Below are 12,056 nucleotides of genomic sequence, written 5' to 3' on the forward strand. Positions count from 1 at the left end.
GCGACGAGAACCCCTAATGCCAGTGTAGGGGTTGAGGATCAATGCAAGCGTGCAATTCCTTGTTTACGCACTGGCAGAGCCGTAACCCAGCTCTGCAGCTAAAACCTGGACCTCGCGGCTAAGACGACGCTGAAGGCGCCAGGGCATGGGCTGATCCAAATCGGTTTCCGGCGCTTCCGCGCCGAAGCGCAACTCGTCCATCTCGCGCTGATCCCACCCGCCGGGAGCCTGCGATGGACCTCTATGCGCTACCCAGTCCGGATGCTCGGCAAGATGGCCGGGCGTTGGCTGTAAATGCCAATCTCGCGCCAGCTCCCGCAGCAGCTGCTGTGGGTCTCGAGCAAATGCGGTGTAGCTGATGTGACGATAGCGCGGCCCCAGGCGCTGCCCCAGTCGGGACAAATTGCGATGCATCTGGAACCAACCTAGCTGAGGGTCGAAGACGCCATCGGGGTGCAGGCAAAAATCCTGAAAACCGGCCGGCATGAACTCCCCGCGCTGCTGGGCTTGGTACAGTGCAGAACCATGCCAAAGCGGATGCCGACTAAGGTGTAGCACGCGCACCTGAGGCATGTGCAGCAGGCGCTGACCATAATCTGGTCGCCAACCCAAATGGGGGTCCGGGGAGATCTGCCAGTTTGCCCTGCAAAGCTGGCGAAGCAGGCTCGATACCGGTTGCTCGCCGCGTCGCCACAGGACCTGTTGCACCTGCTCTATGCCGGCATCAGTCTGGCCAGGGCCTAGGTATGCGAGGGCACGTAGCAAACCTTGGCCTAGGTGGCTCTGGGAGCGGCGATGCAAGGTACACAAATCGTCGATGTTGTCCGCCATCCCCAAGGTCAGCTCGGGTAACACCAGCCCTCCGCCTAAGCGTCCCAGGGCGAGCGCCACACGCGCCAGCCCCCCTAGCGGAGGCCCAGCGACGATGATCAGTGGGGCTTCAGGCTGCATGTTGGCCGTGATAGATTTCTAAGCCCCCGCGGCCGTTGTGGACATAGCGCCAGTGCCCATCGCGCTCCACGGCCAACTCAGGGCCGTACACATTGGCAGTCCCCACAAATAGGCCATGTGGAGTTGATGCAAAATTCCGAATCCCCCAGTTGTACTTATTACCAAAACCGGAGCGGGTCACCAACTCGAACTGCTCTCCATCACACGTCCGCCACAACGCGCAGCCGCCATACATGCGGTTGATCTCCGCGAAGCCCCAGCGGCGTAGAAGTGTGAGCACATCGCTAGGCCAGGCATGCATGGGCACATAAGGCAGGAGGTTCGCCCAGGAATAAGTCCCCACATACAGCCAGCCCTCATGCACGGTCATGCGCCAGATATAACCGCAAAAGATGTTGTCGAAGCCTGCTAAGTAGCCGGAGAGTGGCACCTTGAGCCCATCCGGAGTATTGCGTGGCTGCCCGACGATCAGGTCCCAGCTGTCATCTGGCCAAACCCGCAGCACTTCCGAAGCGGCCGGCCCAATTCCGGCTCGTCGGTGGTAGCCACCGTTGACAATCGCCGTGCCGATATAGAGTGCGCCATTGAATTCGCACATGGATAAGGCGAGCTCATTGTGTTGCCCGCGCCAGGCGCCTCTGTGGAGCACACGTGTCCATCGGTAGGGCAAGGTATCTCCGCCATCGGTACGCCACAGCTCAAAACCCCGACTGGGGTTCACCGTGCCCGCATACAGCCGCTGGCCAAAGGTGCCCATTTCGAAGACGGTGACGTTAGCCGGGTCACCAAAGCCGTCCAAACTCGCCGGCGTCCACAGCCCCTTCGCAATATCGTCGGTCGCGTAGATGGTGGACTCGGAGCCCACACATTCCTGCGCCTGACCATCCCCCTTGTTGGACCCTGTGGGGGTGGTGTGGATGCGCCCCCCGAAAGGCTGCAAGGTGCGAAAGGATCGTACCGAGTCATCCCAAGGCGGGCGCGGCGCCGGAGCGAAGTGCACCCCATCTTCGCTACGCAGAATATCCGGGGGGTCGGTGACGATGGGCGACCAGGTGGACACATACAAGCAGGGTGCGGAGTCGCTGGCGCCCTGGAAGACCGCCATGCCGCGATAGCTCAAGTAGCGCGGGGCCCAGCGCTTGTGCTTGCCCCAGACGAAAGGCGCCTTGTACGCGCACTCCCAAGTTTTGGTTTCCGGGGTATAGGCCCAAATTTCAGCTCGACGATCAAGGTCATGCGGCGTTGGTGGAGACTCCACCGGCCAGGGGCGGATATCGGGACGGGGGTTATTTACGGCGATCGCCGCAAATGTGGAGCGCGTAGTCCCCACATACAGCCGCCCACGAAACCAGGCCATGCTATGCGCATAGTTATTGTGTGGATTGCCGAAGCCTGACTCGCTGATCAGCTTGAAATCATCTCGGCCCAAGCCTGGGCCTGGTGGCGCGCTGCCCGCTGCCGCCGATGCACAGCTAGCGTCTAGGGCAACCATGACCACACCTCAACCATGGCAAAGCGCAGCAAAGCCCGCGTATAGGCCAGCAGCAGAGGCATAGTATCGCCGGTGATTTTGGCCTGGCCCGTCATATCGGCGCGGAGCAGGCCATGCTCATCATCCAGCGCAATACGTACGCGAATAACGCGCCCGTTTTCCCCGGATTCTGCCACCGGAGCGATTTCAACCACCTCCCCGGGAAAAGCCTGCTCGGGCAGCGCCCAGATTTTGATGCGTGCCGGTTGAGCCGCGCGTGCACTACCGGCGGCAAATTCGGGCAGCATCAATAAAGCTTCCAGCTGCCGAGTGTTGACGATCTGCGCCAGAGTGCTACCAGCTTCCACATGCCGACCCAACAAATAGGCCCAGTCCTCTCCAACCACAGTGCCCGCCAGAGGCGCGCGCAATTCAGATTGCGCACGTTCCGTTTCAAAATAGGCCAGCTCGGCACGCTGCGCGGCCAGTTCGCTTTCCAAAGCCACAATGTCCTCATCCCGAGTCGGGCTGCGCACTAGCTCCAGATTGGCTTCCTCCTGGGCCAAGGTCTCGCGATCGACCTCGGCTTGGGCAACAGCGCGATCGCGCTCTTGAGTCGTGACGGCCCTGCGCCCCAATGCCGCTTCTGCACGACTGGCCTCCGCTTCACTAAACCGCACCCGTGCGCGAGCCGTCGCAACCCGCTGTTCGGCCAGAGCCACTTCCTCGGTGGTGGCGCCATTACGAGCGCGGTCGAGCTGGGCTTGCAGTCGGGCGACTTCCGACTCGGCACGGAGGATTTGCGCATCAATGGAGGCGGTGTCCAGGCGCAGCAGCAAGCTGCCAGCCTCAACCCAGTCGCCCTCGCGCACCAGTATTTCAGCGACGGTGCCACTCTGGCTCACGCTGACATCTGCCTGCGTTTGTGGCTGCAATTTGACCCGTCCACCCGGCTCATAGGTATAGGGCCACAACGAGACCAAAGCCAACACTGCAAAGGTCGGCGCCCAGCGCTTCATCTGCGGCACACTTCCGTCTAGCCGTGGGCGCCAAGGAGCCCGGCCCAGGTTCTGTCGACGGTCTTTGTAGCGACGGTACAAACTGCCGATGTAGATGGTCGTCATCGCCAACAGTAAGAACACGCCGGTTCCACCGAAGCGGCCCTCCAACCAACGCCCAGGAAAGATCAGAATTAAGCTGATCACGGTGACCAAAAAGACCAGAACCAAGGCCCCATACACCATCAGAGGCCCGCGCTCCGGTGCTTGTCGGTTCCCCCACATGACCTTCAGCCCCAATAAGGACAAAAAGGCCTGTTCACGCAGGTCAGGCACTCCCATCCATTGCGAGAGCAAGTAATACCCATCCGTGCGGCCCAGAGGATTGGCACGCAGTAAGGTATTGGCCAGGCCAATCATGGCCGCTGTAATCAGTACAGCAGGCAGCATCGTGGTGCTCTGGCGCACTACGAACCAACCGGTGAGTGCGATCAAGAACAGCATCAAGCTGGCAACCAGGGGCGCCGCCACAATCCGCATACGGGCTTGTCTCTCAGCCAGTTCAGCCGGGCCTTCGGTATCGGTGACAAAGCGCGGAATCAGGCCAAAAGCCCAGACAATTCCGAAGCGTGGCCAGCTCCCGGTTTCTTTGAAACTCACCCAGGCCCGCGCCCATTGACTAATGAGGTTGGTCGCAACAAAGGAGGGCAACCCCACCATGAGCAAGTTGTCCCAGGCCAACAGGCGCTGCACATCCGCCGCTGCCGCGCCCTGGTCACGCCATAAAGCCCACAGCAAGGCTATGGCTGCCAGCAGCAAGCCCCAAACCGCAAGGCCCCAACGGGTCGGCGCACCAAACAAAGCTCCCAACCATGCGCCCCACTTCGGCGATACCGGCACATCAATCTGTTCTGCGTCTATGCGCCCCCGCCAGACTGATCCGGCCAGCGGCCCTAAACTGGCGCGGCCTCCTAAGGACCCAGGTTCAGAGCCCGGCGGAAAGGCCTGCTCATGCCCTCCTTCGTTAAGGCGCCGGCCCAAAGCCGCCTCTTCATCTGTTTGTGCCGGCACCGGCAAGGGCTCATCCGACCCTGGAAACAGTAGATCGTGATCTGCCAACTCCTGGGTGAGTGCATCCAAATCCTGCAAACTCAGCTCCGGCTGCAAAGCCTGAGCTGCTGCGAGTCGCTCAGCCACACTACGCTCTCCATTGAAGAGCTGAGCCAGCTGATGCTCTTCGGCGAGTAAGCGCAACACGGCTCCACTGCGTACCGAGACGACCCGTAGATATTTGCCATGCAGATCTTCGTGCGGCTCGGCGCTACCGCCCGCATAGCGCAGAAAGGGATGATTCAATGCGTGCTGTTCCGTCATGGAGATAGATCCGTGCAGCCAATCCTGGCTGAGGTTTGAGAATGTGAGCAGGCCAAGGCCTGTGTTGCGAAAAATCCCGCGTGATGCCCCTGGGGCGATATCGCCACGGGCTGCCACCGCCATGCGACCCCGAGTTCACGCTGCGCCTCGGCGATCTTGGCGGCCGACCAGCGCTGGGCAAAGCTGATGAGCACGTAATCCACGCCGTAATCCGCTAATAGCCCGGAGCTGGGATGGGCATACCAGCCTTTGAGCGCTTCCCGCGCTCGGTTCGCCGCAGCTGAAAAAGACTCAATTTGCCGGAGATGCGCCGCCCATCCTGACCAAGTCGGCATGGCGCACAGCGTCGGGATAGCCGGGTCCAAGTTATAAGCGTCGGTGCTGATAGGGGCCAAGACCGTCCCCGGCGTCTGCTCGCACAAGGCGGCAACCAAAGCCTGATTATCAAGGCCGGGCAGCATGGCCTGACTGTGCAGACGCCAGTTAGGGTTGGTCTGAGCTTCAAGGTAGCGCACACCGACATCCCGGATCTGCAGAGCTGCTGGAGGCGCCAACAGAGCCAGCATCAAAACCATACCCCAGGTGCCATGCGGGCGGCGCGAGGCCAAGATCAGCAGACTCGCCGTCCACCCGAACAACGCCAAGCTGCCTGTTTTCAGTACGCTGTTGAAACGCTCATAGGCCCCCGAATAAGCATCATCCAACAAGATAAGCTCTAAGCTCAGAACGGCCATAACGAACACGGCAGGCAACAAGGCCCAGCTCCAAGCCAGCGACCGCCCACGCCGGTGGTCCTGCCAACACAGTGCCAACCAGGCCAGTGTTGCCAGCACCTGCGGCCACCAAATTAAGCTCCATTGACCAAGCTTGCTACGCGCGGCTGCGGGAACCCAATTCAGCTGCACGGCCCCCGTACTCTCAAAGTGCGCGAAAAACGGCCACCACAACAGTAAACCGGCCGCTGCGGCTCCTAGGACAACACCGGGTAGCAGCCATACTCTGCGGCGAAGAATGAGCATGCCACTCAGCACACCCATGTAGAGGGGGAGCATCCAGGCATTCACGGCGTAAGCCAGCGGCAGCAAGGCGCCAGGCAACACTCCGTCCATGATGCCGGCGCGTCCACCATGGCGCTCCGCAGGCTGCTCTTGTTGGCGGCCACCCAAAAACCACAGCAATAGCAACGCAAGCACCAGCACTCCCCACACTGGCGGGTGCAAATCCTGCAGCTCCAAGATCAGATGCGCCAGACTTTCGATGGGATAAGCCTGTCCGTTCATCAATGCTTGAGCCCAAGCGAGGTCCCCGGCGCGGTCTGCCCACTCCGGCAACCGCACATGCGCCATCCCCCTAAGATGGCCGGGGACATCGACCCAATTGGCGCCCACGATCAGGCTTAATCCAGTCGCGGGGAAGGTGGCCACAATGGCGGCAGGAATGCGGTACCAGTAGGGCCCCGCCAACATCAGCCAGCACAGAGCAAAGACCGCCGCTGGCAGCGCGATAAGGCCGAGCACATAGGTGCTTCCCACACCCACACCAAGGGCCGCGCCTAACCACCCCAAAGACGCCAAACCAAAGTTGTAGTAGTGCTGGACTAGGCCACCGGGCGCCCACAACTCGGGCGTAGGCCAGCCGGCCTGCAGCCAGCCAGCGGCCAAGTAATGCAGATCATAAAGCCCTTCCCCATAAGCATCGACGCGAAAGTGCACACCCACACTCAGGTACAGCAACCCGGCCATGAGTAACCCCGCGCCCACGGCACCGGCTATGTGGCTCGCTTTTCGCCCCAATGATGGCGGCCAACGCATGCATCGCACTCCCTAATCGTCGCCATGCAGTATGCCAGGGCAAAGGCTGGATGCTGCGGCGCAATACCACCTTCGCCGTGTAGGTCTGAACTGACGCAGGCCAGACGCCGCGGGGCACAACCCCCCGCCGGGGCCATCATCATTGCGCAGCGTTACTCGGTGACACTGCGGGAAAGCGCACATCGACCGGTCGCTGAGCTGATTGGCACCCAGCGCACATCACCGACGCTACAGCGCAGCCACCATGAAGCGATGGCTGCGCCTCCAGCTCGGCCGAGTGCGCCCTAAGCCCTGGGCCAGCGCCCAAGGCAAGGGCAGAGCGATAAGGCGAGTGTGGGGCCGTTCAGCCCCGGGACACTAGCCCAGCAGCAGATACAGCCAGTAGGCCAATACAACCCACTGCACCACCAAGCCAGTGGCGCGCATTAGCACGAAGATGGGCCCTGCAGAGATCAGATGCACTACCGTTTGGAAGAGCCGTCCTGCCAAGAAGACAAAGGCCAGGGAATCCAGCAGCGACACCTGGCCCAGCATGTAGGCGGCCAGGACCACAGCAGCGTAAACCGGTAGGTTTTCCAGGCAATTCATGTGCGCGTGTTCGAAACGACGCACCCAAGCCGGATCCTGATACTCAGGCGCGCCGCGGGTCCAGGCATTGGCCTTGGCTTGGCCGGCCAGCACACGAGTCACCCTAAAACCGACATAAACCACCGCCAGCACCAATGTGAGGACGGTAAACAGCAACAGCACCTGAATGGCTGGACTCATGAGTGTCTCCCTGAAGATGGTTGAGGCAGCGTGACACCCCTGTCACGCTGGGGCCGAGCATAGCAGCATGGCAGAGCTGCGCCGCCCCTGAGATAATCTGTGCTCGCCTGCTACTGAGGATGCCGACCACCATGAGCCGCCAGATCGAACACCTGCGCGAAGCCATTGAGTCTGGCAAACATTCACCAGTACGGCGCATTCTGGCCTCATTAAACCCGGCCGAAATCGCGGGGCTGATTGAGTCCCTGCCGCCGGGCGAGCGGGAAATCATTTGGGTATTGGTCGACCCAGATGACGTGGGCGAGGTGCTACTGCACCTGGGTGAAGAGCTGCGCGCGCACCTCATCGACACCATGGAAACCGACGCTGTGGTAGCCGCAGCCGAAAGCCTGGACGTCGATGATCTGGCCGACTTTATCGATGACCTACCGGAAACGCTCACCCAGCAAGTTCTAGCCTCCATGAATGCAGCGCATCGCGCGCGCTTGCAACAGGTTCTGAGCTACGACTACGACACCGCCGGTGGTTTGATGAATACGGATGCGATCAGCATCCGGCCCAACGTCACTATTGACGTCGTGCTGCGCTACCTGCGTATGCGCACCGAACTACCCGAACACACAGATTCGCTGTTCGTTGTGGACCGCTTTGGCCACTTTTTAGGCCAAGTGAAGCTCACCGAACTGGTCACCCAGCCCATCGACAGCACGGTGAGCGACGTGATGGACCGCAACTTTGCGCCCATTCCCGTGAACCTCTCATCCAGCGAGGTGGCTCAGCGCTTCGAAAACCGGGACCTGGTGAGCGCGCCCGTGGTCGACGGTCAGAATGTGCTGCTCGGCCGCATCACCATCGATGACGTGGTGGACGTGATTCGGGACGAAGCCGAACACAGCATTTTGTCGCAGGTGGGTCTGGATGAAGAAGATGATGTCTTCGCTCCGATTCGTAAAAGCGCCACCCGCCGTGCGGTTTGGCTGGGCATTAATCTGCTCACTGCATTCATTGCTGCAGGCGTGGTGGGCCTGTTCCAGGCCACGTTAGATGAAGTGGTGGCTTTGGCCGTTCTTATGCCGGTGGTGGCTAGCATGGGGGGCATTGGCGGCAGCCAGACTCTCACCCTCATGATTCGCGGCATGGCTTTGGGTCATATCAGTAGTGCCAATGTGGGCGCCTTGCTCCGGCGCGAGGTCGCGGTGGCCTTTCTGAATGGGGTGTTTTGGGCCTGCGCTGTCGGTTTAGTGGTTAGCCTGTGGTTCGACAACATCATGCTGGGTAGCGTCATCGCCATGGCCATGCTGATTAATCAACTCAGTGCCGCCTTTACCGGTGTGGGCTTGCCGATGCTGCTCAAGAAACTCGACATCGATCCTGCGCTCGCCGGGTCGGTGGTGCTGACCACCGTCACCGATGTGGTTGGCTTTTTCGCCTTCTTAGGTCTGGGCACCGTGATCCTACTCTGAGCGATCCAAGCCTCCGTGCTTCCTCGCCATCGAGGTTTCGCTGGGTTGCACCGGAAAGTGTGGCTGGGTGTCCAGAAGATAGATATCAAGCACCGCCAATACCCGCGCCAAAACCTCACGCCATTCGGTCCGCCAGCGCTGGCGCAAACTGGGGCCCGGCGCAATCAAGCCCTGGGCGGACAAACCATCAGCATCGGCCAAAAACAGGGCTCGGTAGAGGTGATAAGCCTGACTCACGATGATGATTTCCTGAGCGTGGAATACATCCCGTGCCCGGCGGACTGAGTCGAGGGTGCGTCGACCCGCATAGTCGAGCACCAAGGCGGAGTCGGGCACACCGTGTTTGAGCATGGCTTCACGCATGCGCTGAGGCTCGTTGTAGTAACGGGTCGGGTTCGCCCCACTGAGGAGCAAAGTTTGCACTCGACCACTGTGATAAAGCTCGGCGGCGGCTTGCATGCGGCCGGCAAAGTGAATGGACGGTTCACCACCCGCACTCCATACGCTGGTGCCCAACACCAGCGCCATCGGCATCGGTCGCAGCTGCTCTGGCTGCACCTGCATCCAAGATTGGTAGCGCCACATCATCCAGCCACTGGCTCCCGCCAGTAGCGCTATGGTCAGTGCCAGAAACACCCCGCAGGGCCAAATCAAATGACGCAGCATGCCTAAGCCACAAGCAAGATCCGTGTCAGCAGCGGATCAACAATCCCAAGTCCGCGCACAGTGTACGGCTTCGCAAGCTGACCAGGGTTTGCCCCCCCTGCTTCCACCCCGGCCAGAGTTACTGATATTAGGCAGCATGCCCAGTCAGGCTTCGCTGCGCGAGCAGCAATACTATGCCCATCCACAGAATCGCTTTTGGCCACTCTGGGCCCAGTTATTAGGCACCCAGCTTCCGCCGAGTTATGCGCAGCGTGTGGATATGCTCAAGCAGGCCGGGGTTGCTGTCTGGGATGTGCTCGCCGAATGCCAGCGTCCTGGCAGTCTCGATGCCTCGATCGTGCCGGACAGCGTGCGCTGTAATGACATCAGCAACTTGTTAACAAGCCACCCGACGATACGCATCATTGGCTGCAATGGCGGCTTCGCGGCGCGAACCTTTCAACGCCAGATGCTGCCGACACTACCCGTCGCCGTGGCTTGGGTCAGCCTGCCCTCTACCAGCCCCGCCAATGCCCGTTGGCGACTTCCCGATCTGGTTGAGCGCTGGGCTGAGCAACTGCAGCTCACACCCCCAGAGTAAATCTCTCAACATCGAAGAAGCAGTGACCTAGTGCCCTGTCTCCGAAGACAGAAGAACCTACGCGGCTGGACGCAGCGCAAGCGCCATACAACAAGCCCGCAGTTGCTGTAGTTAGGGCAGCGGGGGCATATACCGCGGCGGCGGTGGCAGCCGTTCTTCAGAATAAACCCGCGGCCGCACGCAAGCAGCCAATAGCCAATGCACTAAAGGATAGGTAGCCGCCAAGAAGAAGCTAGCCGCAGGGTCAGAGCCCAATGCCGGATAGAGCATCCAACCCGCCAGGCCCAGCGCAATGATCAAGGCCCGAGTCCGCAGCAAATCCGGATGCAGCCAACGCATGAAGAGCACCAAGGGACAGGCACAGAGCATCACCACAACCAACTGCTCGCTAAAGCGTAGCAGTGAGATTTCCAGGTCTGGTTTGCCCTGCAGGGGGTGCCAGGGCATAGGGTGTGTGTCCAACCAGGAGAAGGCCAATAGCAGCAGCAGCGCATAGCCCAAAGCCAAGGCCACATCTCCGAGTAAATGCTTCCACTGATACGCCATAAACCCTCCAGGCATGGGGTGGCTCTGTATTCCACCTATGCAGGGCATAGGCCGTGGAACCGGATGGTGCAGCGCCGGCTCCGTGGCGCCAATTTTACCTGAGCGCGTCGCCTTCTAGGCTAACAAGCGTTTCACTGCTGCATCCAGCCCTGACAAACTCAGGGGATACATGCGGTTCTCAAAAATTTCCTGCGTAATCTGCACGCTGGGGTTAAAGCCCCAATGCTCCTCTGGCTCGGGGTTGAGCCATACCGCCTTTTTGAAATGACGCAGCAAACGCTCCGCCCAAACCTGACCGGACTCCTCGTTCCAGTGCTCCACGCTGCCGCCAGCATAGGTGATTTCGTAGGGGCTCATGGTGGCATCGCCGACCACAATGACCTTGTAGTCCTCACCATACTTGTGCATCAAATCCCAGGTGGAGGTCTTTTCAGTCTGACGGCGCAGGTTGTCCTTCCACACTGATTCGTAAATGAAGTTATGGAAGTAGAAATACTCCATGTGCTTGAACTCAGCGCGAGCCGCACTGAACAGCTCTTCGCAAACCCGCACATGCGGGTCCATAGAACCGCCCACATCGAAAAACAGCAGGACTTTTACCGCGTTGTGCCGCTCCGGCACCATTTTGATGTCGAGATAACCGGCATTGCGGGCCGTGCTACGAATGGTGTCGTCCAGATCCAGCACATCGGCCGCGCCCTCACGCGCGAACTTACGCAGCCGGCGCAGCGCCAGCTTAATGTTGCGGGTGCCTAATTCAATGGAGTCATCCAAGTTGGCGTAATCACGCTTCTCCCAGACCTTAACCGCACTACGGTTACCGCCTTGGCCACCAATACGCACGCCCATGGGGTTGTAGCCGGAATTGCCGTAGGGAGAGGTCCCGCCGGTACCAATCCATTTGTTGCCCCCTTCGTGGCGCTTCTTTTGTTCCTCCAAGCGCTTCTTCAGCTGTTCCATCAGCTCATCCCAGCCCCCCATGGCCTGAATTTTCTTCAGTTCCTCCTCCGTCATTTGCAGCTGCTTCATGGCTTGAATCCAGTCTTCGGGGATCTGCTCAAAGATGCCCTCCATGGACTCCTCGACGCCCTGGAAATAAGCGCCGAATACCTTGTCGAAGCGGTCGAACTTGGTTTCGTCCTTGACCAAGCTGGCACGCGCCAAATAGTAGAACTCGTCAATGGAGCAAAAAGCCACGTCCTTGCTCAAGGCCTCGACCAAGGTGAGGTACTCGGTAATGGAGGGCTTTAGTTCTGCTTTGCGTAGCGCGTAGAAGAAATCCAAGAGCATGGAGACATGCCAGAGTTCGAACAGACGCTCAGTGTACGCAATGACCGCCTACGGCTGGCGAGCTAGCGACCACGCTGCTGCACGCGCAGGACTGGTCGCGTTGAGGCTGAGCCCGCCAAACCCGCTTCTCTGAGTTAT

Annotated in this window: 10 protein-coding genes; 2 read left to right on the forward strand and 8 right to left on the reverse strand. The window is 60.1% G+C overall.

The features are described from left to right. Positions 1–63: 63 nt before the first annotated feature. From KI787_03800 to KI787_03820, 5 genes are all read right to left on the reverse strand, one after another. Positions 64–951: a hypothetical protein gene (locus tag KI787_03800; GenBank protein MBV6629058.1), complete on the reverse strand. Its 888-nt coding sequence runs from the start codon at positions 949–951 to the stop codon at positions 64–66. Beyond that, the gene (locus KI787_03805; GenBank protein MBV6629059.1) at positions 941–2,443 is read right to left on the reverse strand and encodes a hypothetical protein; all 1,503 of its coding nucleotides are present in this window, start codon (positions 2,441–2,443) and stop codon (positions 941–943) included. Before KI787_03805 ends, KI787_03800 begins: the two co-directional genes overlap by 11 nt. Next, on the reverse strand, positions 2,431–4,794 hold the full coding sequence (locus tag KI787_03810) for an HlyD family efflux transporter periplasmic adaptor subunit (GenBank protein ID MBV6629060.1): 2,364 nt from the start codon (positions 4,792–4,794) through the stop codon (positions 2,431–2,433). Before KI787_03810 ends, KI787_03805 begins: the two co-directional genes overlap by 13 nt. Further along, positions 4,791–6,536, reverse strand: coding sequence for a hypothetical protein (locus tag KI787_03815; protein MBV6629061.1), 1,746 nt, complete (start codon positions 6,534–6,536; stop codon positions 4,791–4,793). The genes KI787_03810 and KI787_03815 overlap by 4 nt, the downstream gene beginning before the upstream one ends. Before the next feature lie 426 nt (positions 6,537–6,962). Then, positions 6,963–7,373, reverse strand: a complete 411-nt coding sequence (locus KI787_03820; protein MBV6629062.1) for an MAPEG family protein — start codon at positions 7,371–7,373, stop codon at positions 6,963–6,965. A gap of 119 nt (positions 7,374–7,492) precedes the next feature. Between KI787_03820 and mgtE the strand changes: the two genes are divergently transcribed. Then, entirely contained in the window at positions 7,493–8,836 is a 1,344-nt protein-coding gene (gene mgtE / locus KI787_03825) for a magnesium transporter (GenBank protein ID MBV6629063.1), read from the forward strand. On the opposite strand, the gene KI787_03830 is transcribed toward mgtE, so the two are convergent. Next, positions 8,828–9,502, reverse strand: a complete 675-nt coding sequence (locus KI787_03830) for a YdcF family protein (protein MBV6629064.1) — start codon at positions 9,500–9,502, stop codon at positions 8,828–8,830. The genes mgtE and KI787_03830 overlap by 9 nt on opposite strands. Between KI787_03830 and KI787_03835 the strand changes: the two genes are divergently transcribed. Continuing rightward, positions 9,501–10,082, forward strand: coding sequence for a DNA-deoxyinosine glycosylase (locus KI787_03835; protein ID MBV6629065.1), 582 nt, complete (start codon positions 9,501–9,503; stop codon positions 10,080–10,082). The genes KI787_03830 and KI787_03835 overlap by 2 nt on opposite strands. A gap of 111 nt (positions 10,083–10,193) precedes the next feature. Here KI787_03835 and KI787_03840 read toward each other — a convergent pair whose 3' ends face one another. Together KI787_03840 and KI787_03845 are read right to left on the reverse strand one after the other, a co-directional pair. Then, complete coding sequence (locus tag KI787_03840) at positions 10,194–10,628, reverse strand: hypothetical protein (protein ID MBV6629066.1); 435 nt, start codon at positions 10,626–10,628, stop codon at positions 10,194–10,196. A 114-nt stretch (positions 10,629–10,742) separates the two neighbouring features. Further along, positions 10,743–11,918, reverse strand: a complete 1,176-nt coding sequence (locus tag KI787_03845; GenBank protein MBV6629067.1) for a VWA domain-containing protein — start codon at positions 11,916–11,918, stop codon at positions 10,743–10,745. Between the last annotated feature and the right edge of the window lie 138 nt (positions 11,919–12,056).

This window comes from Oceanococcus sp. HetDA_MAG_MS8 (assembly GCA_019192445.1).
Classification (GTDB): domain Bacteria; phylum Pseudomonadota; class Gammaproteobacteria; order Nevskiales; family Oceanococcaceae; genus MS8.

Coding starts and splice junctions, on each gene's coding strand:
- KI787_03820 (MBV6629062.1), bottom strand. CDS start 7,373: ATGAGTCCAGCCATTCAGGTGCTGTTGCTGTTTACCGTCCTCACATTG.
- KI787_03815 (MBV6629061.1), bottom strand. CDS start 6,536: ATGGCCGGGTTGCTGTACCTGAGTGTGGGTGTGCACTTTCGCGTCGAT.
- KI787_03845 (MBV6629067.1), bottom strand. CDS start 11,918: ATGCTCTTGGATTTCTTCTACGCGCTACGCAAAGCAGAACTAAAGCCC.
- KI787_03830 (MBV6629064.1), bottom strand. CDS start 9,502: ATGCTGCGTCATTTGATTTGGCCCTGCGGGGTGTTTCTGGCACTGACC.
- KI787_03800 (MBV6629058.1), bottom strand. CDS start 951: ATGCAGCCTGAAGCCCCACTGATCATCGTCGCTGGGCCTCCGCTAGGG.
- KI787_03835 (MBV6629065.1), top strand. CDS start 9,501: ATGCCTAAGCCACAAGCAAGATCCGTGTCAGCAGCGGATCAACAATCC.
- KI787_03840 (MBV6629066.1), bottom strand. CDS start 10,628: ATGGCGTATCAGTGGAAGCATTTACTCGGAGATGTGGCCTTGGCTTTG.
- mgtE (MBV6629063.1), top strand. CDS start 7,493: ATGCCGACCACCATGAGCCGCCAGATCGAACACCTGCGCGAAGCCATT.
- KI787_03805 (MBV6629059.1), bottom strand. CDS start 2,443: ATGGTTGCCCTAGACGCTAGCTGTGCATCGGCGGCAGCGGGCAGCGCG.
- KI787_03810 (MBV6629060.1), bottom strand. CDS start 4,794: ATGACGGAACAGCACGCATTGAATCATCCCTTTCTGCGCTATGCGGGC.